The organism is Acinetobacter sp. ANC 4805 (assembly GCF_022549495.1).
In the GTDB taxonomy this organism is placed as follows: Bacteria; Pseudomonadota; Gammaproteobacteria; order Pseudomonadales; family Moraxellaceae; genus Acinetobacter.
Map to the genome: position 1 here is coordinate 81,471 of NZ_JAKZGD010000013.1, position 23,029 is coordinate 104,499.

Annotated in this window: 18 protein-coding genes and 1 pseudogene; 5 read left to right on the forward strand and 14 right to left on the reverse strand. The window is 36.7% G+C overall.

Going from position 1 to position 23,029, the window contains the following annotated elements:
• Positions 1–104: 104 nt before the first annotated feature.
• Entirely contained in the window at positions 105–1,511 is a 1,407-nt protein-coding gene (gene ffh / locus MMP60_RS15255) for a signal recognition particle protein (RefSeq protein WP_241337187.1), read from the reverse strand.
• A gap of 147 nt (positions 1,512–1,658) precedes the next feature.
• Here ffh and ccsA point away from each other — a divergent pair, with 147 nt between their 5' ends.
• Together ccsA and MMP60_RS15265 are read left to right on the forward strand one after the other, a co-directional pair.
• Positions 1,659–2,468 (forward strand): cytochrome c biogenesis protein CcsA, encoded by an 810-nt coding sequence (gene ccsA, locus MMP60_RS15260; RefSeq protein WP_241337188.1) that lies wholly within the window; start codon positions 1,659–1,661, stop codon positions 2,466–2,468.
• 600 nt (positions 2,469–3,068) lie between these two features.
• Entirely contained in the window at positions 3,069–3,992 is a 924-nt protein-coding gene (locus tag MMP60_RS15265) for a tRNA-dihydrouridine synthase (RefSeq protein WP_241337189.1), read from the forward strand.
• Positions 3,993–4,033: 41 nt separating this feature from the next.
• Here MMP60_RS15265 and MMP60_RS15270 read toward each other — a convergent pair whose 3' ends face one another.
• From MMP60_RS15270 to MMP60_RS15300, 7 genes are all read right to left on the reverse strand, one after another.
• The gene (locus MMP60_RS15270) at positions 4,034–5,068 is read right to left on the reverse strand and encodes a DUF6160 family protein (RefSeq protein WP_241337190.1); all 1,035 of its coding nucleotides are present in this window, start codon (positions 5,066–5,068) and stop codon (positions 4,034–4,036) included.
• Between the two features lie 98 nt (positions 5,069–5,166).
• Entirely contained in the window at positions 5,167–7,824 is a 2,658-nt protein-coding gene (locus tag MMP60_RS15275) for a DUF6160 family protein (protein ID WP_241337191.1), read from the reverse strand.
• A 30-nt stretch (positions 7,825–7,854) separates the two neighbouring features.
• Entirely contained in the window at positions 7,855–8,613 is a 759-nt protein-coding gene (locus MMP60_RS15280) for a hypothetical protein (RefSeq protein WP_241337192.1), read from the reverse strand.
• 77 nt (positions 8,614–8,690) lie between these two features.
• Positions 8,691–10,184 carry a hypothetical protein gene (locus MMP60_RS15285; RefSeq protein ID WP_241337193.1) on the reverse strand — a complete coding sequence of 498 codons (1,494 nt, stop codon included), beginning with the start codon at positions 10,182–10,184 and terminating at the stop codon, positions 8,691–8,693.
• A 13-nt stretch (positions 10,185–10,197) separates the two neighbouring features.
• Positions 10,198–12,759 carry a hypothetical protein gene (locus MMP60_RS15290; RefSeq protein WP_241337194.1) on the reverse strand — a complete coding sequence of 854 codons (2,562 nt, stop codon included), beginning with the start codon at positions 12,757–12,759 and terminating at the stop codon, positions 10,198–10,200.
• 326 nt (positions 12,760–13,085) lie between these two features.
• Positions 13,086–13,655 (reverse strand): dCTP deaminase, encoded by a 570-nt coding sequence (gene dcd / locus MMP60_RS15295; RefSeq protein WP_241337195.1) that lies wholly within the window; start codon positions 13,653–13,655, stop codon positions 13,086–13,088.
• Between the two features lie 113 nt (positions 13,656–13,768).
• Complete coding sequence (locus MMP60_RS15300) at positions 13,769–14,362, reverse strand: LysE family transporter (RefSeq protein ID WP_241337196.1); 594 nt, start codon at positions 14,360–14,362, stop codon at positions 13,769–13,771.
• A gap of 310 nt (positions 14,363–14,672) precedes the next feature.
• Here MMP60_RS15300 and MMP60_RS15305 point away from each other — a divergent pair, with 310 nt between their 5' ends.
• Positions 14,673–15,245, forward strand: coding sequence for a DUF2062 domain-containing protein (locus MMP60_RS15305; protein WP_241337197.1), 573 nt, complete (start codon positions 14,673–14,675; stop codon positions 15,243–15,245).
• Positions 15,246–15,274: 29 nt separating this feature from the next.
• Here MMP60_RS15305 and apbC read toward each other — a convergent pair whose 3' ends face one another.
• From apbC to MMP60_RS15320, 3 genes and pseudogenes are all read right to left on the reverse strand, one after another.
• Positions 15,275–16,504, reverse strand: coding sequence for an iron-sulfur cluster carrier protein ApbC (apbC, locus tag MMP60_RS15310; RefSeq protein WP_241337198.1), 1,230 nt, complete (start codon positions 16,502–16,504; stop codon positions 15,275–15,277).
• A gap of 158 nt (positions 16,505–16,662) precedes the next feature.
• Positions 16,663–17,199, reverse strand: a complete 537-nt coding sequence (locus MMP60_RS15315; RefSeq protein WP_241337199.1) for a hypothetical protein — start codon at positions 17,197–17,199, stop codon at positions 16,663–16,665.
• Positions 17,200–17,390: 191 nt separating this feature from the next.
• Positions 17,391–17,927 (reverse strand): annotated as a pseudogene (locus tag MMP60_RS15320) (GNAT family N-acetyltransferase).
• Between the two features lie 107 nt (positions 17,928–18,034).
• Here MMP60_RS15320 and MMP60_RS15325 point away from each other — a divergent pair.
• Positions 18,035–18,523 carry a hypothetical protein gene (locus MMP60_RS15325; protein WP_241337200.1) on the forward strand — a complete coding sequence of 163 codons (489 nt, stop codon included), beginning with the start codon at positions 18,035–18,037 and terminating at the stop codon, positions 18,521–18,523.
• Positions 18,524–18,582: 59 nt separating this feature from the next.
• On the opposite strand, the gene MMP60_RS15330 is transcribed toward MMP60_RS15325, so the two are convergent.
• A complete protein-coding gene (locus MMP60_RS15330) occupies positions 18,583–19,176 on the reverse strand; it encodes a hypothetical protein (RefSeq protein WP_241337201.1) in 594 nt (197 codons plus the stop codon).
• A gap of 169 nt (positions 19,177–19,345) precedes the next feature.
• Positions 19,346–19,789 carry a hypothetical protein gene (locus MMP60_RS15335; protein ID WP_241337202.1) on the reverse strand — a complete coding sequence of 148 codons (444 nt, stop codon included), beginning with the start codon at positions 19,787–19,789 and terminating at the stop codon, positions 19,346–19,348.
• Between the two features lie 202 nt (positions 19,790–19,991).
• Between MMP60_RS15335 and metG the strand changes: the two genes are divergently transcribed.
• On the forward strand, positions 19,992–22,049 hold the full coding sequence (gene metG / locus MMP60_RS15340; protein WP_241337203.1) for a methionine--tRNA ligase: 2,058 nt from the start codon (positions 19,992–19,994) through the stop codon (positions 22,047–22,049).
• A gap of 58 nt (positions 22,050–22,107) precedes the next feature.
• Here metG and MMP60_RS15345 read toward each other — a convergent pair whose 3' ends face one another.
• Positions 22,108–22,908 carry a DUF6119 family protein gene (locus MMP60_RS15345; protein ID WP_241337204.1) on the reverse strand — a complete coding sequence of 267 codons (801 nt, stop codon included), beginning with the start codon at positions 22,906–22,908 and terminating at the stop codon, positions 22,108–22,110.
• Positions 22,909–23,029: the final 121 nt, after the last annotated feature.

Sequence of the window (23,029 nt, forward strand, 5' to 3'; positions counted from 1 at the left end):
TAATTTATTTTTATATTGATTTTCTGTATTAAATTTATACTTAGATGCACAAGAAAAATTTAACAAAAAAGGCGCAATTTGCGCCTTTTCTAGATAGCTTTAGGTTATTTCTTTGGTTCATTACTACCAAATAAAGGCCCCATGTTACCGCCACCAAATTGTTTTTGCATATTACCTAATGACTTCAACATTTTGCTCATTCCAGATGGATTCGCAAATTTCTTCATCATTTTCGCCATTTGAGCTTGTTGCTTAATTAATTTATTCACTTCAGCAACGTCCATCCCACAACCCGCAGCAATACGTTTTTTACGGCTTGGATTCATCAAATCTGGGTTACGGCGTTCTTTAATGGTCATCGATTGAATAATCGCTTCCATTTTTTTCACTTGCTTTTCAGGATTCGCTTGTGCAATTGCATCTTGGATACCCGAATTACTCATGCCAGGCAACTTATCCAAGAAGCCCATCATACCGCCCATCTTGCTCATTTGCTCAAATTGCATCAGCATATCTTCAAAGTTGAAGGTTCCGCCTTTCTGCAATTTCTTCGCCATTTTTTCGGCTTTTTCTTTGTCGATTTTGCGTTCAACTTCTTCGACTAAAGAAAGTACGTCACCCATACCTAAGATACGTTGCGCAACACGATCTGGATGGAATGGCTCTAATGCATCTAACTTCTCACCGATACCCAAGAACTTGATTGGTTTACCTGTGATCGCACGAACAGAAAGTGCTGCACCACCACGTGCATCACCATCAGTCTTGGTCAGAATGACGCCTGTCAACGCTAAAGCATCATTAAACGCTTTTGCTGTATTGGCAGCATCCTGACCTGTCATTGCATCAACGACAAACAAGGTTTCAGTTGGCTTAACAGCAGCGTGTAATTCTTTAATTTCATCCATCATGTCTTCATCGACATGGAGACGACCTGCGGTATCGACAATCAAAACATCAGCAAACTGGATTTTGGCTTGTTCAATCGCACGATTAACAATATCAATTGGCTTTTCAGTGGCTTCTGAAGCAATGAAACCAACACCCACTTCATTGGATACTGTTTCTAACTGTTTAATTGCCGCTGGACGATATACGTCAGCAGAAACAGTCATCACTTTTTTCTTTTGGCGCTCTTTCAAAAAACGCGCTAATTTTGCGGCCGTTGTTGTTTTACCCGCACCTTGCAAACCTGCAAGTAAAACCACGACAGGTGGCTTTGCACTTAAATCTAGAGTCTCATTTGCCTCACCCATCATTTTGGTGAGTTCATCATAGACAATTTTTACAAATGCCTGACCAGGAGAAAGCTGAGTCATCACTTCCTGCCCAAGGGCTTCTTCCTTAACCTTCGCGATGAATTCACGAGTTACAGGTAATGCCACATCGGCTTCAAGAAGTGCCATACGTACTTCACGTAAGGTATCTTTAATATTGTCTTCGGTCAGCTGCCCTGAGCCAGTAACATTTCTTAAACTCTGTGTGAGTCGTTCTGTTAAGGTATCAAACATTGCGAAATCCGCTTAAAATGGCTAGTTGCAAAAAAATCTTTCTTAAAATAGAAAATTTATGCGTAAGATGCTATAGGATACTGTAGTTCGAAGCGAATTTACATCTTATATAGTGAATATTATTCAACCCCCTGAAAAAGGTTTGACATGATCAGTCTCCCCTTGGTTTACACAATTTTGGCACTTGTAGCCTATACCAGTTCTTTTTGGTATTTGTTTATACGTTTGATGTCAAAACGTACTCCAAATCTTTGGTGTTATGGTCTTTTAATTACTTTAGGGTTGGTGTTACATAGCACCGTACTCTATCAAGATATGATGACACCAATCGGCATCAATTATGACGTATTTAACCTGATGTCCTTTACTTCAGGACTCATGTTAGCACTTAGCCTCATCTTGAGCTTAATTCGCCCTATTTTGCCTTTAAATTTAATTGGAACACCTGTCGCTGCATTTGGCTTAATTTTAGGCTATGGCTTTAGCCAACCAAACCAAGTGATTGAACAACATAGCTTGGGCTTAGACTTACATATTATTCTGTCATTATCTTCTTATGCAGTGCTGTTAATGGCAACGATTCATGCCGTATTACTTTGGTTCCAAGATCGTGAATTAAAAAAGAAGCAAAAACGACGTATTTGGGTGAATTTACTTCCTCCATTTCAGGTCATGGAATCAGTACTTTTTGATTTAATTATTACAGGTTTTGGTCTACTTACCGCAGCCCTGCTCTTTGGTTTCTTTACCATTGATAACTTCTTCGCACAACACCTTGCTCACAAAACTGCCTTTAGTATTATTTCATGGTTCTTATATGGCGCACTACTAATTGGACATTACAAGTTTGGTTGGCGCGGACGTAAAGCGATTCGCTTTACCATTACAGGTTTTATCTTGCTCGCAATTGGTTTTATCGGGAGTAAGTTTGTTTTAGAAATGATTTTGGGACGTTAAACAATACTACTCAGCCATTTGAGGAATAACTTTGTATTCATATTACAAATATATAGATACAGATGGGGAGATAACTTTATATGAATTTGATCAGGAATATTATTGTTTAAGGTCGATATTTGTTAACTCATCAGAATGTATAAATACAAATTTAAGCATAGAGCAAACTAATTTCTTCTTACCCGAAGATAATTTCTCCGAAAGCTTAGATATGTTGACTCCAATAAAAAAAGAAGAATTTTTAAATTTCTGGGATCAGTCGATATCTAAATATTTAAAGCGGTGGAACGAATTAAAAAACAAATTCAAAATCGGGGAAATGATCGAAACCGAAATTGTTTGTTTTTATCCTCAAGGAGTAACGTTCAATATAATGAAGAATTTTTTGGTTTCATTGACTACAAAGATTGTAAATCTGTTCTAGGTGCATCAAATATGTACCCTCAACAAAAAATTAAACTTTTTGTTGAAAATTTTGATGATGACAACTTATGGGTTAATTTTTCAATTAAATCTGTTTAAACACTTTTCCAACATTAGTAGACAGCCTATATGAAAATGCGTATAACGCAGTATTCGCTTCATTAGGTAATAATCATCGTGAAACTTGTGCTCGCTCCAATGGAAGGCTTAACTGATCCAATTATGCGTGATGTGCTCACTCATGTTGGCAGTTTTGATTGGTGTGTCACTGAGTTTATCCGTATTACTGACAGCATTCTTCCCGACCACATTTACTACAGTTTTTGTCCTGAATTAAAAAATGAGGGAAAGACCGCGGCTGGCACACCAGTTCATGTTCAATTTCTTGGTAATAACCCAGAAATGTTAGCAGCAAATGCAGCTAAAGTAGTCGAGCTTGGCGCTCCAGCGATTGATCTTAATTTCGGTTGTCCTGCCAAAACAGTGAATCGTCATCGTGGTGGTTCTGTATTGCTTGATGAGCCTGAAACAGTACATCAATTGGTCAAAGCAGTTCGTGACGCTGTTCCTAGTCATATTCCTGTTTCAGCAAAAATGCGTTTGGGTTATTTGGATGAAAACCACACTTTAGATAATGCACATGCGATAGAAGATGCTGGCGCAAATTGGCTTACCGTACATGCGCGTACCAAAGCAGATGGTTATACTCCACCTGCATATTGGGAAAAAATTCAACCGATTACCGAAGCATTAAAAATCAATGTGATTGCGAATGGTGAGATTTGGAATAATGCTGATGCTAAGGCATGTCTACAACAATCAAACTGTCAAGATATTATGATTGGTCGTGGTGCGGTGACTACACCAGATTTAACCTTGTGTATTCGTGAAAATAATGATAATTCAATCCTTTCTTGGCAAGATTTAGTTGAACTCCAACAACGGTTTTTAAGTGGTCAATTTAAAACTGAAATTGGAATGATTGGTCGTTATAAACAATGGCTGGGAATGATGACGAAAGCCTATCCTGAGGCTCAGGAGCTTTGGACTAAAGTAAAAAGAGAAAAACAACTCGAACTTATTCTTCAATACCTAAAATAAAAATAGGGAGTTTAACTCCCTATTTATCAGTTTATAGCAGATTACATCCCACTCACTTTCATTTTTAGATTCGTCACTGATGTTCCTATAGCTCCCATACTTCCAATAGAAGCATTAGGTAATCCATTAAAGGTAGCTGATGGATATACTGTTGAAGAACTTCCTGCTTGCCCAATCATCAAGTTATTTAAACTTAAGTTAAATTTATCTGAAGTTCCAACATTTCCAAAAACTAAACCACCAGTATCTGTACCATTTTTCCCTTCAATTCCTGCATAAAAACCAGTAAGCCCAAATGCAGCACCATTATAACCAGTGAATTGAAAATCAAAACTTACGCCATAAGGATTGTTACTCACATCATAATCAGAAACTACGACGATATTACAACCTGAACCAGTACCACAAATAGAATTAATTGCACCACCAAACATAACCATATGCCCTTGTGATGCTGCACCAAGCTGGATATTCATTGTGGGTTTATTTGCAGCAAAAGCAATATCAATCCCACTCGCACCACCTACTCGAAGTAATTCTTTGACTAAACCACTTTTAGGTTTTAATGTTGCAGAATCAAAAATTGTTCCTCTTGTATATACATTACTCACAATATCAGAAAGCGTATTTTCACTCGCTGTATATACCGAGAAAGGAGAAATACGAATACCTGTAATATTATTATTAAAAGATAAAGCAATATTTGTGAAAGCACCTTTATTGGCGACTGTTCCAGCATCTGAATCAATTACAGCTTGAAGACCAAGAATCGTCTCAGTAGAACCATTCAAGCCGACAATTCTAATAGGGCTAGAAGATGTTTGCCCTGCAATCACTAAACCTGCTCGTTTCGTATAGTCTGGAGATGTATATAAAGTAGAGCCACTTCCATAAGATAAACCATCATTATCTATCATAGAAAGTTGTTTGAATTCAACATTTGCCTGCGCTTGAATAGTCAAACCATCCTGCCCAGTCATTGTAGCAAGACTTTGGTCATCCATAGGTTGCATCGCCATAGTACATGGACTTAATAGCAATAAAGATAGACATCCTAGCTTTTTATTTTTTTTCATTGCCCTAATCCGTAGACAAATGTTTAAAATATATTCAGTAGATTAACATAGCTAATCATCTATTCAACTCTTTTTAGACCAAACAGATGAAGCACATATTAATTACGCGGCATAATACCAAATTGACTCGTTAAGCGACCACCAGTGATTGCTAACTCTCCCAAACGAGCACCTGCACCAGTATTCGGTGGATACAGATTTATATCTCTGGCACGAAATACGCCATCGGTTGTTCGATCTGGGTTAAATGTAAATGATGAGTTGAAGCTAACCATCCCTTCAGCACCATTTTGATTGGCTTTTGGCGCAATAACAATTGCATTATTAAATGCCATTTTACCCGTTAAATTATCTAAACCAATTGTAGAACCATCAAGAGGATCACTAATTTGAATGGTATTCCCTTGTTTTGGATCTAAGGTAAAATCACCAACAATATTCAAACTACTACCCGTACCATCTGACTGATATTCGCTATTCGGAATAAGTGAAAAGTCCATGCTACCACCAGCACGTAGTTTTATACCGAATAACACATCATTCGAAGTCGCAAAGTTATTCAATGCTACTTTATTATTTGCTGGGGTTGCACTACATCCAGCATTCGAAATCGATGCTACACAACTTTGATATGTTGTTCCTGGTAAATAACCAGCAGCCACTTGCGCAGCAGCCACAATTAACAAATCTTTTAAACTAACATTCAGACTGCCTTTTTCTACACCAATATTACCCGTTCCTTTTAACAACAAGTCAATATTACGTAGTCCCATATAGTAATCAACAGGCTGATTATTCGCACCTATTTTTTTACCATCAATAACCATAATAGATGTCGTTTTGCTACCATCAGAGCTTACCCCCTCTGTGCTCATCGCCATTGAAAAACCTAAACGTGGCGTTAGACCAGAACCTACAACAACCTTATTTGTACTTGATTTATTGTAGCCTTTATAATCAGATGTATATGCATAAGCTGTTGAAGCATCAACATTAGTACCAAAAATTGCCATATTGGCATTCAGGTTATAGAACGGTAATGCAAGCCCCCATTCATTCGTCCCATTATGCTCTGCAATATTTGGAACTGCTGCACCAGTCGCATCATTTGTTCGAGCACTATTGGTAAAACGACCACGTCGAGAAATTGCTTGGAACTCAGCACCACGAACTGCAACTAATAAACTATAAGGGTTTTGATTTGCACCAATACCATTTGGAGTATCTATATAAATATATTGAATGTAGTCATTATTATTGGTTAGAAAACTACCATTACCAAATCGACTCGTTTGAAATAACTTATTTGCAGGTAATAAGACTGTTCGAGTATCAGCAAGGTTAATATAAATATTACCACTGTCGAATGAACCTCGATCAGTTGATACCAAACCTGTTAAATTCCCAAATTCAAAGCCATAAGTATTTAAGCCAGCACTTCCAATTTCTAAGGTTGTTGCTTGACCGTCAGCTCCAAGCATTGGGTCATTATCTTTTGTAAATTCTGCAGCCATACGGAAAGCAATACCTGTGCTTCCCATAATATTATTGCCAGATGTTGTGGTAATCGGATTATTTGCAGCTATAGATAAATCAGTACTCAAATTATTCGTTTTACCAACAATATTACTTTGATCTGATTTACCGTAATTGACCCCAGTATAATCTGGGTTATTTTTATTGGTTGTATTTAAACCACGTAACTGTAAATAGCCATTAACCATTCGACCACTTGCACCTACACGTATTAACCCCTTAGCATTACTCGGGCTATTCGTATTATCAAGTGCATAAGGTGAACTTTGATTTACATTTTTATTTAATAAAATCTCTAGGTTCAAACCAGCATTTGTCGTATCACCACCAGCACCGACAATACCATTACCATAACTCCCAGTATTTCTTAAATTACTAGAAGCAGAATCCGTGGTTCTTCTAAAATCAACATAGCCATGTGTTGCATCTGGTTGAGTACTCGATGCTAAGTTTATTGTGCCATTTGAATTATATGCAATCGTTGCCTTACCTACGCCATCAGCATTCGTTTGCAATCTAAAACCACCAACGGCATCAACAAACATGACGCCTTTACCTAAAAAGTTAAAATTAAAGTTTTTAAATATTAATTGGTTTAACTCATTATTGACATCTTTTTGCCCTAAATAGATATTTGCATTTTTCAGCCCTAAATCTAATATTGCTTGCTTATCTTTGCTAAATAATCCATCACGGGTCTTAAAGCTGATATCAATCACTGAACTCGTTTGGATTGCCATATTTCCAATCGGAGCACTACAACGTTGTGTTGACTCAGTATCACAAATTTGAAATTTATCAATTGTAATTAAAGATGGATTTGTAGAGATTGCCAAGTCTAAACCTGTTTTACCTGCATCAGCACCAAGTCCACTTCCGATATTAATTTTATAATCAGTACCAGGAGTTCGATTCGCAACAGGTAAACTTGAAACATTCGCATTGGTCGACTGAATTTTAAAATTCTCAGCAGTCGCTTGTAAATTATTGTTTGTTCTGCTTGAACTACCTATTCCTGCATTATCTTGCCAATAGAATTTATCAACATTCACTTCATCATAAGATGTTGAAATATAGACACCATCTTGACCATTGACACTACGCAATGCACTATCATCTAAACTTTGTAGGGCATATGCAGAATTAATCAGAAGCATACTTGTTGCTAATGTATTTAGCGCAAACCATACCATCTTGTGATTTTGATTATTTTTTTTCATCACTTCAATCCTTTGATATCTTAATCATCTCTAGCAACGTGGGTGACTACTATCACAACCAAACATCATAATTTTACCTTGTAAGGCAAGATTACCATTCATCCGCATTCCAACAAATCCTGTTTCTTTCCCTTGATCATATAAAGAATTAGGGGCAGTAGTTGCATCATATGTTGTTGCTTTTAAATATCCATATCCACTAGTTGGTGGCGTACTCGGTGTCCCTTCAACTACTTTACCACTTGCATCGATATAACTTGTAAAGTCATCTTGTTCAATCGCAAGTGCGTTGTAACCAAAATTTCTCACTAAAATTGGTAAGCTTGCATCAAGACTCAGTTGAATAGCAGGTTTAATTTGATCAAGACCGCCATCATTTTTATAAACTAAATCAACACCGTCTAATCCTAATTTTTGAATATCGACAGTACCTTGAATGCCTTTAAAAACTAACCATAATTTTCGAGCAGGATTTCCAGCAGTTGGATCACTTTCAGGTACATCCCAAAAAGTATTCCCCCCTTGAACACGACTATTAACAAACCGCTTATTCACCGAAATACCTAAATGACAAAAACCTAAACCAGTATTACCGTTCGCTGTTTTATCGCAAGCACCACCAACACCATCATCAAATTGATAAGTACTCGTATGATTTAATGAAAATTTTAATGACAAATCCGCTCCAGCCTGGCCTTCAACTTCTCTTAGAGCCTGACTGTCTAAAGTTTTTAATTCAGCATGAGCAATACTTGTACTGAATAAGAGCAAAACCATCATTTTCTTCATTATAATATCCTTTAATTTATAGCATCCCAAAACAGCTATTACTTAGTAATCTACGATTTCCTTCCCGAAAATAGACATCAACAAGCGTTTAACCCACCCCAACAGTTGAATGAGAAATTTTGGTTGGTTAATTTAAGGTTACTAATATTTAAATTTAAAGCACTATCTTTTAAGTCAATATTACCGATATTCACCGTTAAATCTCCCGACCCTAATAAACCTCCAAGATCACTGGTATTTGCTTCATTGCCACCACCACGACGTAGGTAATAAGAAACAGAACTCGCAATTTGTGGAAAAAGTGGAGAAATATCAATTGGATCTTGCGGAATTACATAACCAATATTCACAGGGTCAGCAAATGACATCCACCATCCTTTCTGCGCTACATCATCCGATTTCGCCCCTGGCCACTGTAATGCTTGCTGCTGTAAAGACAAAGAAAACGGTGAGTTAATTGGTAAATTATGAATTAAGCCTAAAGACTGATTTAAATTTAAATTTGCAGTGATGTTTGAAATTTGTCCATTCATATACACATTTTGGAAAACATCTCCCTCCTGAGCAATAAGACAGGAAATTCCATAACATCTTGTTACCGTTGCTTCAACTCGACCGCCCTGTGTATAAATCCCTGTCGGCTCTTGATAAGTAGAATCGTGTGGACCACTTGAGTTATATTGCACAGACCCATTCACAGGGTAGTTTGCATCACCAGGTCCACCTACATAGATATTTGGAACCTTTACTGGAGCTGATAAAACTTTAGATTTTGCTCGAGTTTCATTCACCAAAATTGCAGGAATTTCAAAGTAGTTATTATTAATCTGTGGGATATTAAAACCACCAGCAGAGGTTTTAAAGTCAGCACCATTCAAACCTAATGCAGTTAAAGCACCTGTAATCACCAAATCATTTGGATTTAAATAGGTACCATACAAATTATCTCTGGTAGCGGCTGTCGTTGCATATCCCTTAATAATTCCTGAACTATCGGATTGAACTTTCATATAGCCTGAAATGGTATTAATACCATTGGGAGAACTTGAGTTCTCTGTACCTGCGGTTAATAAACCTATCGCTTTCTCCGCACTTAAACGGAATCCAACAACTTGACGCATAGAAGCAGACTCAGGATTTTTAACTGCAAATTCAATAAATGGATTGGTTATTTTTGCCGAAGAAGCAGCTCGCTCTTCATTCGTCATAGCAACAGGCTTACCATTACTATCTACTTTTAAACCACTTAGACTTAAATTCTCAATATCAATATCACAATCGCCAATACCATTCACACCACCACAACCTAATTGCAATCTTTTAATATTGGCATTTAATTCAATTTCAGCTTCCATACCTAATTTATAGAAACCAATATCTTTGCTACTTCCTGAACGGTTCGATTCCAAGTTCTTAGTATCGACAGGTGAAATATAAGACAGACTCATCAATGCTTGACCCTGTACTTTTGATAACTCATCGTCAGTCAAATCAACCATTGAAGATGCGTATAGCCCTTGACTAACTAAAACAGTAACAATACTAAAGCCCAAAACATTAAAATTAAACATAATGACTCCTGTCTTATAATCCCTTCGTTGTAATTTTTAAATGCTGTATTAATAAACCGTCAATCACAGCTGAACCAAAGTTATTTAATGCCGATGGATTCACACCACCTGTCACAGCCGTTGGCACAATATCAGAAGAGATAGCAGTTGAAGATCCTAAACCAGAACCATATGCGACAGCTGCCTGTCCACCCGCAACTCTAAACCAAGGTGCATTTGCACGTGTTCCATACGTCCAGTTTGTATTATTTACATGTGTTGGCGTTGGTGTATTAGAACTCCCACCATTATTTACCGCACTTAAACGAGACAATCCATATAACCCACCTGTTGTGGTACTACCAGAACTACCATTACATGCACCACCAGATTCACCAGGCCAACAGTCATCGGCACCACGCTGACCACTGCCAGGGTTAGCCATGCTATTCCCCACAATCTGATTCACATTGGTAACAGTCGCAGGATAACCGTTTCCTGTACCACCAGTACCCAATGCTGCTCCGTTATACCAAGTTAAACAGTCTGTTGTAGTATTAGTACAATAACGAGCATAAGTACCATCATCATTACCGAAAATTTTATTGCCACTGGCATCAACGTTGGTTAAATAAACCCAATCAACATGATTACCAGAAGTGTTATACCAACGATCTGTAGACGATGAACAACCACTAATCCAAGTATAATTACAAGAAATTGAAGCTTGACCATATGGATCGGCTCTAGTCGCTGTTCCACCGCCGCCAAACCCACCAGCACCATTAGAAACCGTGAGTCTATAACGATCTGTCACAATATAACTGGTATCAACACGTTGCTGACGTTGTTGATATTGAGCTTCTTTGAAAATCTGAGTCCCTGAAATATTTGTTCTATTTTGTGGTGTTCCAAAAAATATCCCCAATGCTTCAACACTACTATCCGCAACTAGAGTTTGCCCGCCATCATTACTCTTCACCGTACCAAAACTAATACTACTATGTGTTGCAAGTTTTTTACCGGCTAAAGCTGTAGATGAATAATCATTCAGAGCTGATCCACCCTGATACCCTGCAACAGTTGAACTACCACATTGGTAAACATTACAGGTTGAGCCATAGTAAGTTACACCTGCATCGCCCGTATCACCTGCATAGCGAGTATAAATTTTGGTATAAATTTCTTGTTTATTTGGAATCCGAGCTATTTCTAAACTAAAATTCTTCCCATCGGAACCAAAAACAACAGGTTGATAAAGCGAACCTAAGACCAAGTTTATATTTGGGTTATAAATAAAAATACCATCATCAGCAGCGAAAGTTGGCGCATTTCCACCACCCAAAGCAGGTGTTGACAATAAACCAGTATTTGTAGTTTCTCTTGTACTCAATCGTAAAACATTACTTCCATTTGGATCTGGTGCAGTCCATGATGCGCCAGAAACTGTGTCTTTAACAGCTCGATCTCTATAACGGAATTGACAAGCCACCGAACCAAATTGCACACCACCTGCATTACAGCCACCAGCAGAACCATTATCTCCGCCCAAAATACTGGTATTGGCATACGTATTCCATACATCTGTACTCGACCAACCAGCCGATCCAGCTGTTGCATTTCGATCGGTATTATATGTTCTTGAAGACACACCCGCATTATAGGTTGCTTTTACATTCGCTGCATCACCACTATTAAAACGCAATATTCCAGAAGCACCTAATGTATTATTATAGAATTTACTCATTCCATTATTTATACCAGTATCACCAGATAATCCAACTCCGCCTAAAGTTTGAAAGAGCTGAAGGTTACTACCATTTACACTAAAATTATTCCAAATCGCTTGTAAACGTAAACGATTTTCACGTGGAATTTGGGTTGTATTGACTGAACTTGTATTGCGCGTACAACCATTCAAACAGAATTGATTGGCATCCCCTTCAATTTTACTTGGATCTCGCACAAAAGCATCAGCCCATAAACCTAATTTGAGTTTATAAGCATCTAAGCCTGTATCAGACGTCAATGCTGCAATATTTTCATTATAAAGAGGTGCTTCTACAGAGAGATAGGTCACCGAACTTTTTGATGTACCGCCATTTGTACCACTTACATAAAAATCAGGCACATTATAAGCAGTACTTGCTTTTAACAACCAAGGGTTACTTGCTGTTCCCCAACTTTTGATGCTTGCATTCGCAGCCGTACTTGCTATTCTAGTATTGGTATTATTATCTGATTTAGAAACAGCCAAGCCATATAGGAATAAATCGGCTTTACCAGCGCCAGCTGTACTTGCTTCTGAAGTTAATGGACCAACAGGAATATAACGAATATAACCCGTATCATTTAAACGATCATCCGCATTGCCTGCAATTCCATCAGTTCCAGCTAAAGGCGTAGCTTCGTTAGCACCTGCGCCACGGAAAATCATATAAGTATCTTGGGGGAGTAATGCAATCCCCTCACCTGTGGTTTCACTTAAACCATCATCAGATAATTCCTGCAATGCAAAAACTGATTGACTTAAGCATAAACCAATCAAAGTTGCTAATACAGTTTTTTGAAATGATACCGTATGAAGTGTAGTCATCTTGACCTTCCCATTACGCGATGCTCCGCACCATCGTTATTTTTCTAACTTCCTTTTGAGTGATTCCCTAAACGAGAAACTGCTATCCAAACATCACTCAAACGTAGGTAATTTTACCCACATAAATTCATTCTTTATTATGCCGATTATTTACACAAATGCAAAATATATTAGGTAAATGGATTATTTTCCGATGAATGAATCAAATTTCTAGCACAATTTTTTTTTAAATATATCTATGAATATTATATTGTTAATTTTAAATACATAATTTGCATTGCAACAATCAAAATTTATTATGATTGTTGCAAAATGTAAGATAAAAATTATGTTCTTGGTAAAGTAACGCCAGTTTGTCCTTGATATTTACCACCACGATCTTTATAAGAGGTTTCACACACTTCATCACTTTCAAAAAATAGCATTTGTGCTACGCCTTCACCAGCATAGATACGCGCTGGTAAATTTGTTGTATTCGAAAATTCAAGTGTGACATGACCTTCCCATTCTGGTTCTAATGGCGTCACATTCACAATAATGCCACAACGTGCATAGGTTGATTTACCCAAACATACCGTTAGGACATTACGAGGAATGCGGAAGTATTCAATGGTACGTGCTAGAGCAAACGAGTTAGGTGGAATAATACAAACATCTGATTCAATATCAATAAAGCTTTTATCATCAAAATTTTTCGGATCAACAATTGCAGAGTGAACATTGGTAAAAACTTTAAATTCACGTGCACAACGAACATCATAGCCATAGCTAGATACCCCATAAGAAATCAATTTTTCCCCGTTTTCATCAAAACGGACTTGATTTTCTGCATAAGGTTCAATCATGCCGTGTTTTTCGCTCATTTCACGAATCCAACGATCAGATTTTATTGCCATGACTTTTATCCAAAATCTAAGTTAATGATTGACGAGTACTTTAACCCAAAATGACATGAATAGAAACAACAGCACCCTGCTAGCAAAATGATCTTGAGCCAACAAGGCTATAGTTATAAATTAATCAAAGCTGAATAGCTGATCGGAATAGCAAAGCTGACAAGTACAACAGATGCTGTTCGTTGTAGTTTAGCCTGAGATAACCATTTGACTTTATTAGTTGCTAATACTGCACCGACAGAAATCCAAAATAAAGCAATCGGAAGAATCATTCCCACAAAACTACTCATATGAACAATGTATATTTCTTGACTTTTCCATGCTGCTGTTGGAAAAATTGCTGAAGCAAATAATAATGCTTTAGGATTTAATAATGTTGCACATAGCAATTCTCTAGGGCGAATTGTAGGTTGATTTAAAACAACTTCTTGGTTTGCTGTACGCCATAGTTTAATTGCAAGGAAAACAATATAGCCTGCACTTAATAATTTCAAAAATGTGGGTAGCAAAGGTAGCGTTGCTGAAACTTTACCAATCAGCATTCCCCAAGCACTAATTGCAAGAATATAACCAATCGCTTCTGCTGGAATCAGTAACAGAGACTTACGCAATCCAACCTGAATACCAGAAGATGCCAGTAAGGTATTTGTTGGACCAGGAGTCAGCAGAATGGTTATGACTAAACCAATAAAGAACCATGAAATCATCGAATGACCTCACTAAAAGATACTCTCAGATTAATCTAATTGTGTATTGATAGCAAAAAATTAACTGTAAACACTTATGACCAAAGAATATTTAAGCAAATGTTTTCTCTATAGTTTATCAATTACAAGCCCATTCTACTCTAGAGTCATAGTGCAAAATATAGGGGCTTAAATAGAAGAAATGTAACGTATTTGCAATATTCTATTTTGAGCCGAAATAAACTTTGGTGCTATTTTAAGTTTTCAATAAGTAAATAATGTTATTTTATATACATTCGTTCACTTTTTCTTTCAATGTGCTTCTTCGCTTATGCCTAAGAAATTTTTTAATAAGTGGCTGCCTTCATCAGAGAAAGTCGCTCGTCTAAAATTTATGAGAATTTTTGGTGAACGTACCTTAAATCCTTTGCTTTGGTATGTGAACCGTCGTTCGATCGCTAAAGCCATGTTTATTGGAACATTTTGGGGCATATTACCTGTACCCTTTCATAGCCTATTTATTATTCTGACGGTGTTATGGTTTGAAGTGAACTTACCGATTGGACTATGTATGGCATGGTTAACCAATCCCCTAACTGTCGTTCCAATTCTTTACTTAGGCTTTTGGTTTGGCACTAAAATTTATCATGTAAATATGATCAATACAGACATGTTATTGGGTGTTCTACATCAAATATTGAATTGGCTTAAAAATTTGGGGCATGGTCATATTGATTTTAGTCTTGCAAAGATTTTAGTGTCAGGACTTGTCATTGAAGCGGTATTATTTGCGATTAGCTTTTATTTAATTACACATTTACTTTGGCGCTGGAGCGTGGTGAACGCGTGGAAAAAAAGAAAACAAGCTCAGCTCTCAAATCACGAAATTAATAAAAGCCTCTAAAATTTATTTAGAGGCTTTTGCATTTAGAGTTAGAAAATACGATTTTCATCTCGTTGACGTTTTGGCAGCTTACCCATTTGTTGCAACACAGCTTGGGCAATATTGAGATAACTTTCTGCCGCTGCATCTTGAGCAATCACACTCGGTTTTCCATTATCCGCATGCTCACGAATCTTCGCATCCAAAGGTAGACGTCCCAAAAGTGGAATATCGTATTGCTCAGACAATTGATCTCCACCACCAATACCAAAAATCTGTTCTTCATAACCACAATTAGAACAAATATGTGTCGACATATTTTCAATGACACCCAACACAGGAATATTCACTCTATTAAAAAGCTCAATTCCTTTTACAGCATCCATGAGTGCAACATTTTGAGGTGTCGTCACGATCACTGCACCTGTCACAGGAATACGCTGCGCCAAAGTCAATTGAATATCGCCTGTACCTGGTGGCATATCAATCACTAATACATCTAAATCTGGCCATAAGGTTTGATTAAACAGTTGCATCAAAGCACCCGTTGCTTTCGGCCCACGCCAAGCAACAGGTGTATTGTGCGCACCAATTAAATGCCCAATTGAAAGTACCGCCATACCATAGGCATCTAAAGGTACAAAATTTTCATTTTCAATTTGTGGCGTACGGCCTGCATTACCCAACATCGTTGGAATACTGGGTCCATAAATATCTGCGTCTAAAACACCAACCTTTAAACCAAGTTGTTGTAAAGCAAGTGCAAGGTTCACTGTTGTCGTTGATTTACCAACGCCACCTTTACCTGACGACACCAAAATTACATTCTGAATACGAGGGTGTGCAGCAACATCACGTTGTTGTGGCGCAGCTTTTTGAATAGGTGGATTATTGGGGTCAACTTCAGCTTTAGGCGATGCATCCATCACTGGGGGTAAATTGCTATTTTCAGCTTTGGGTTTAGATGAACAGCTATGACCTGCTTCACCATGCGCTGCATGTTTTTGTTGAATAATATGTAAATTTAACTCTTGGATACCGCATTTTTCCAGAGCTTCAGCGAGTTCATCGTGAATCTGTTGTAAATGGTCTTTTTCTTGAGGGAACGTATTGATCGTGAGTTGTAAAATTCGACCTTGCACATTGACTTGACTGATACGATCTTTCAAACCATTTTCAGAGTGTGGCAGTACATAATTTTGTAAAACGGTTTGAATCTCGTCTTCCTTCACTTCTTGTGCTGGTGAAAAAACAGATTTTAAGGAAGAAAGCCACGACATTTTATTTACTCCAAAAACAGATGATCAACATATCACTGAATTTGGCTAGTTTATCAGTATTGAAGATACGACGCTCATATCAGAGAAGATAATTACTCATTTTTATAGCAATTTTCTTCTCTCAATATAAGCGTGAATTGTTAAAACGAATTCAAAAATCAACCTTTGAATTTGTTAAATGTATCCGTTGCTGCTTTTTTTAACTCGTCCAATTTACTACTCGCTTGAACCTTAATATCCTCAAACTTTGCAGCAGCTTCTTCTTTTAATTCGGTCGCTTTTGCTTTTGCATCATCAAGCTTGTTGCTTGCTTCATCTTTTAAATGCTCAATTTTCTCTTTCGCTGATTGTTGTGTCTCAGCCAATTTATCTTTGATTTCATCAGTCTTGGCAGCCAATGCAGCTTTACTTTCACTGTGTTTTTCAGCAACACTGGTTTTGACTTCATCAAAAGCCTGTTCACCTTTCTGTTTCAGTTCATTGGCTTTTTCTTTTGCTTGTTGCAAATCTGCTTTAGTTTGCTCAAGATCTTTTGCTGCAAAGTTTTTTACATCTTCGACAGTTTCCTGACCTTTTTGTTTAATTTCATTTCCAAGCTCGCTGACTTTATCTTTCGCTTGCTGTAAATCAGCTTTAGTTTGCGCAAGGTCTTTAGCGACCAAATCTTTTAATTGATCAATTTTATCGTTAATCATCGTATTATTCCTCATTGTTATGTTGTGAAAGATAGATGCTTTTTCTACTTTATTTATACAGGGTTATTCTCAAAATTGGCGAAATTTCTGCAAATTGAAACAAATGGGATACAGTCTGATTAAAATGTTTGCGGATTGATAAAGCTTTTAACTTTCAGCCATAAAAATCATATAAATGAATGACCTCTCATTTACTCAACAAAATTCGTTTCTAATATTTCGTAAAGTACATGCCAACTGAGTGGATGATCTTTTGCTAAAGCAGGATGTTGAAATTCGTTCACTTTTCGCATACCTATTTTCCGCATCAATCATTCTGACTTTGAATTTTCCAAAGTCGTAAATGATACGACCTTTTGAAGCTTTAGCCGTCTAAAAGCAAGGTGTAAAACTGCTTGAGCAGCTTCTGTTGCATATCCTTTCCCCCAATAAACCTGATCTAAACGCCAACCAATTTCAACGCAAGGCGAAAATGAAAACTGTGTCGGCTGCGAATGTAAGCCAACAAAACCAATAAATTGATGATTTGACTTTAATTCAACTGCCCAAAAGCCCCAACCTTGTAACTCAATGATCGCTCTAACTTTATCAATAAAAGCATCACTTTCGGTTCGGGTCAGTAATTTAGGGAAATATTGCATCACTTGGGGATTTGTACTCATTTGGGCGAAATAAGAATAATCTTCGGGCAACCATTGCCTTAAAGTCAGTCGTGCTGTTTCGATCATTTTTAAAACCATTAGTCATTCATTAAAAACTATTCACAATATACAGAAATAGTTCAGATATACTTTTGCGCTATCAGAATCCATACCTTATTTATAAAGCTTTATATATGAATGAAAATGAACTCTTAGACATCCAAAATGAACTTCAAGCCCAAGAAAAACGTTTGAACTATATCCTTTCAAGCAAGAAAAGAATCCAGAACATGATTGATTCTTTTGAAGGTGATTTAGCAGAGCAACTCCTTCCTGCTATTCATCATGAAAAAAATGATTATGCTGGAATTGCATCAAGCCTAGCACTTTCGATCTGTTGGAAATTTTCAAAAGTTGAATTTCCGAAAACTGTTCATTGGTGCAGCGAAATGAGCATTAGCGACTTACAAGTTAAAGATGAATTTACCACTGTAATTAAAGCTCAAGCTTGGTTGGGAACTTTAGGAAGTGATGAACTTTGGCAAACGCCACTTTTTGCCGAAATCACAGTTGACCCAAAAACCAACAGCTTAAAGAGCTATCACATTCATTTCTTGTCTAAAGGAAAAATCATCTCTTTAAGAAAGAACTCTAAGCAAAGCATTACAGTAAAACAGTTTTAAAGATAGATATTGGGTATTCTCTTGAATAGTGAAAACCCAATACAAGAAAGACGAATCATTTAATTTATATCGTACACGCTAAAGAGTAAATTTTCCTTTTCAGAAATTGCCCAATAGCGATGCGGAAATTTTTCAGGATCAGCAAGTACTTTAAACTTAGCATCTGCACATGATTTCTCGACTATTTTAATATGTTTTTCAGAACCATACACAATAAATGAATCATGAACTTTATAGTCATCATGACCTTTTGCCCATTCACTTGGTTGCACATAATGAATATTTGAATGCCATGATCTCCAACGTTTTTTTAGCGTAGGTTGGATACATTCAATATTTTGTGTTTTATCAGGACTTATCTGTGCTCGGTATTTAGCTAAAAATTTGTTTTTAGCCGCTATATCGAGTTGATATCTGATTAAAAATTCATGTTTCGTCGCCGTATCTAAAGGATAAACAACAACCCAATTTCCGTTATCCCCTACATGCATTCGTTTATAAAAAAAGATAGAATCCAATAAATATGGAAACACTTCTTGATCGTATGAATGACTCTCAATCAAGCGCGTCTCGTTAGTCTCATCTCGAGTTTGACCATTCCTGATCAAAAATATAAGAGCGAAAATAACAACCCCAAATAGCATAGAAGCCATGATATAAAGAATCAGTTTAAAAAAATATTCAAAAAATGGTGTATTTGTTCTAACACGCTTATCATCTCAACAATTAATCTTGACCCTATTTTCAAGAACAGCGATGTGTTTTGATTGAAGCCAAAGTGAAGCTTGAGTGAAATTTTAAATAATAATTTTTAGGAATAATTCAAACATACTGCTTTTTACACATCAGAAAATAGCAACTATTCGCACTCATACATCCTAAGGCCAGAATCGGTAGCATGATGAAATACATCACAATACCGATCTTTAAAGCTGAGAAATCAATCTGATTCACCTGATCTTCGAATAGAATCATTGCAACGAGGAATGTCCAAGCAATTAAAATGACAAGGCTTATTTTTAAAAACTGCAATAAATCAAAAATCTGCATGGGTAATTTCAATACTACTAAAACAATCAAGTAAAAGATAAAAGCCAAAACAATCAGGATTGGGGTCAGATACATCATGACTTCCATCCCATCACTGACCACATGAATAAGATGATTCTGTCGAAAATTTAAGAACAAACAGAATGGAATCACAAAACTAAAAACAGAGACTAAACTGGCTGAGAACGATGCACAGACTAAAGACCAAGACCTCATTTCTATTCCTTTATTTTTGAAATTGTACTTATTATTAACAAATGAAATGTGTTTTGGTTGAAGCCAAAGTGAAGCTTGTATGAAGTTTGAAAATAATAATTCCCCATCAGGCTAAAAAGATTTCACCGATTCCCTTGTGCAAGTCGCTCTTAAGTCATGTAAAATCATCTGCCTTGTAAATACGAATGAGAGAACAATATCCGTGCGTAAAATTTTAGTCACCAATGCCCTTCCTTATGCCAATGGTCCTATCCATATGGGTCACTTACTCGGTTATATCCAAGCAGATATTTGGGTTCGTGCGATGCGTGCAATGGGTCATGACGTGACTTACGTATGTGCGGATGATGCTCATGGTACAGCGATCATGTTACGTGCCGAAGCTAATGGCATCAGCCCTGAAGCACAAATCGCCAATGTTCAGAAAGAACACATTCGTGATTTTGATGGTTTTGGCGTACATTTCGATCACTATGATTCAACCAATAGTGACGAAAACAAAGCGCGTTCAGAAGAAATTTATATTAAGAACCGTGAAGCAGGCAATATTGCAATTCGCCCTGTAAATCAGCTTTTTGATCCTGAAAAAGGCATGTTCCTGTCTGACCGTTTCATTAAAGGCACATGCCCGAAATGTAAATCAGAAGATCAATACGGCGATGCCTGTGAAGTCTGTGGTACAACTTATAATGCAACAGAATTAGAAAATCCACGTTCAACCTTAAGTGGTGCAACACCTGTTGAGAAATCATCAGATCACTATTTCTTTAAACTTCCGAATTTCTCAGAATACTTACAGAAATGGACGCGTGATCAAGGTCGTTTACCCGTTTCGATCGCCAATAAGCTAGATGAATGGTTTGAAGCAGGTTTATCCGATTGGGATATTTCGCGTGATGCACCTTATTTCGGTTTTGAAATTCCAGATGCACCAAACAAATATTTCTATGTTTGGGTCGATGCACCGATTGGTTATATGTCGAGTTTTGAAAACTACATCAAAACCAAACGTCCTGATTTAAGCTTTGATGACTTCTGGAAAAAAGATAGCGATAAAGAGGTTTATCACTTCATTGGTAAAGACATCGTTTATTTCCACGCGCTGTTCTGGCCTGCAATGCTTGAAGGTGCTAACTACCGTACCCCATCAGGTTTATTCGTGAATGGTTTCTTAACCGTGAATGGTCAGAAGATGTCGAAGTCTCGCGGTACATTCATTAAAGCTGAAACTTATTTACAGCACTTGAATCCTGAATATTTACGTTATTACTTTGCTTCTAAGCTTTCTGACAAAGTTGAAGATTCAGATTTGAATTTGGATGACTTTGTTCAAAAAGTGAATTCTGACCTTGTTGGTAAAGTCGTGAATATTGCCAGCCGTTGTGCAAAATTCATTAACAGCAATTTCAATAATACGCTTTCCAACACTTGTGCTGAGCCTGAATTGGTTCAAAGCTTTATTGATGCAGGTGATTCGATTGCTCAAGCTTATGAATCACGTGAATTCTCTGCTGCTGTTCGTGAAATCATGGCACTTGCGGATAAAGCGAATCAATATATTGATGAGAAAAAACCGTGGGCACTTGCGAAGCAAGAAGGTCAAGAGCAACAAGTTCATGATGTTTGCTCAGTCGGTATTAACTTATTCCGTCAACTTGCGATTTACTTGGCTCCTGTTCTTCCAACACTTGCGACTCAAGTTCAGACTTTCTTACAACTTGAAAGCTTTGATTTTGCATCACGTCAGCAAATCTTAGTTGCACATGAAATTGCTCAATTCCAACCACTTATGCAGCGTGTTGATCCTAAAGCAGTTGCAGCAATGGTAGATGCATCGAAAGATTCTTTAGCCGCTGCGGCAGAAGCGCCAAAAGTAGAAAAGAAAAAAGAGAAGAAAGCCGAGAAGAAGCCTGAACCAAAAGTAGGTGAAGCTGAAATAATTGGTATTGAAGACTTTATGAAAGTTGACCTACGTGTAGCTGAAGTTTTAGAAGCTTCAACTGTAGAAGGTTCTGATAAATTACTTCAACTCACTTTAAATGTAGGTGAAGTTGAACCACGCAATGTGTTTAGTGGTATTCGTGAGTATTATCAACCAGAAGACTTAAAAGGCAAATTGGTGGTGATGGTTGCTAACCTTGCACCTCGTAAAATGCGTTTTGGTATTTCTAATGGTATGGTACTTGCAGCGGGTAATGGCGAAGGTGTGTGGGTGATTTCACCTGAATCTGGTGCTAAAGCTGGCGATAAAGTGTCTTAAGATTTAGTTCTTAAATAAGAAAGAGCCTCTACGTTGTAGGGGCTTTTAATTAATTCCACTATTTAATATGTCTAGAAATATATATTCTAGGTTTTAAGCCAAAAAACTCTACACGTTTTTTCCATGAATCAAGAGCTAACAAAAATTGAATAGAATTTATTTCAATGATAGATGAAATAGATTTCTCATAAACAATCCATAATGCCACTGCTTTTAATTCACAATGAAGTGAAATTATATTTTGTTTAATTAACTCGAGTGAGCTTTTTGATTGCTCAATATTATAAATTAAATCCTGAGTAGTACTTGGAATTTTCACAGAAATTATTTCCTCATCCTTAAGCAAATCAGCTACTTCTATTTTATATTTTTTACCATCTGGATCTAATGATCGTATTATTTCCAATTGACGATCTAACAACTCATATCCATTAACATCGCTCATTTTTTTATTAAAGTAATATTCACGATATTTTAACTTATCAGAACCAGTGTCATCAGCTATTTCTTTTTCTTTTTGTGATTTCCAATCTAAATATTCTTTCTCAATTAGATCATCACTGCGAACCATTTCAATCCCTACCAATGATCTTTTTAAATAATCCATAAATGTTTGATTAAACTTAAACCATTTTCCATTTTTTAGAAAATAATTATATCCCTCATATTCTGTATAAAAATCTAAAAGTTCTTTTAAGTCTTTAGTTAATCTACTAGTTTCTTCGCGCTTGAGTTTTACTTTTACATCATCAAGATTATTTATTTTATTTTCTTTCAAAAAGTTTGAAATTTTTACAATATCTAAACTATTTCCTATATCAAGTTTTGCAACTTCTTTTCGTCCTTGTTTAAAAATCAACTCATAATTATATTCATTAAATCTAAAAATAATAGATCTCTTGCGAAAGTAAGAAATGTTTTATACTGATCAGATGAGATATGAAAATTTAACACGATTTAATGATAAGGAATTCAAACGA

Bases quoted from the DNA above. Each gene is read 5' to 3' on its own strand.
- ffh (WP_241337187.1), bottom strand. From the start codon at position 1,511: ATGTTTGATACCTTAACAGAACGACTCACACAGAGTTTAAGAAATGTT.
- ccsA (WP_241337188.1), top strand. From the start codon at position 1,659: ATGATCAGTCTCCCCTTGGTTTACACAATTTTGGCACTTGTAGCCTAT.
- MMP60_RS15270 (WP_241337190.1), bottom strand. From the start codon at position 5,068: ATGAAAAAAAATAAAAAGCTAGGATGTCTATCTTTATTGCTATTAAGT.
- MMP60_RS15275 (WP_241337191.1), bottom strand. From the start codon at position 7,824: ATGAAAAAAAATAATCAAAATCACAAGATGGTATGGTTTGCGCTAAAT.
- MMP60_RS15280 (WP_241337192.1), bottom strand. From the start codon at position 8,613: ATGAAGAAAATGATGGTTTTGCTCTTATTCAGTACAAGTATTGCTCAT.
- MMP60_RS15285 (WP_241337193.1), bottom strand. From the start codon at position 10,184: ATGTTTAATTTTAATGTTTTGGGCTTTAGTATTGTTACTGTTTTAGTT.
- MMP60_RS15290 (WP_241337194.1), bottom strand. From the start codon at position 12,759: ATGACTACACTTCATACGGTATCATTTCAAAAAACTGTATTAGCAACT.
- dcd (WP_241337195.1), bottom strand. From the start codon at position 13,655: ATGGCAATAAAATCTGATCGTTGGATTCGTGAAATGAGCGAAAAACAC.
- MMP60_RS15300 (WP_241337196.1), bottom strand. From the start codon at position 14,362: ATGATTTCATGGTTCTTTATTGGTTTAGTCATAACCATTCTGCTGACT.
- MMP60_RS15305 (WP_241337197.1), top strand. From the start codon at position 14,673: ATGCCTAAGAAATTTTTTAATAAGTGGCTGCCTTCATCAGAGAAAGTC.
- apbC (WP_241337198.1), bottom strand. From the start codon at position 16,504: ATGTCGTGGCTTTCTTCCTTAAAATCTGTTTTTTCACCAGCACAAGAA.
- MMP60_RS15315 (WP_241337199.1), bottom strand. From the start codon at position 17,199: ATGATTAACGATAAAATTGATCAATTAAAAGATTTGGTCGCTAAAGAC.
- MMP60_RS15325 (WP_241337200.1), top strand. From the start codon at position 18,035: ATGAATGAAAATGAACTCTTAGACATCCAAAATGAACTTCAAGCCCAA.
- MMP60_RS15330 (WP_241337201.1), bottom strand. From the start codon at position 19,176: ATGGCTTCTATGCTATTTGGGGTTGTTATTTTCGCTCTTATATTTTTG.
- MMP60_RS15335 (WP_241337202.1), bottom strand. From the start codon at position 19,789: ATGAGGTCTTGGTCTTTAGTCTGTGCATCGTTCTCAGCCAGTTTAGTC.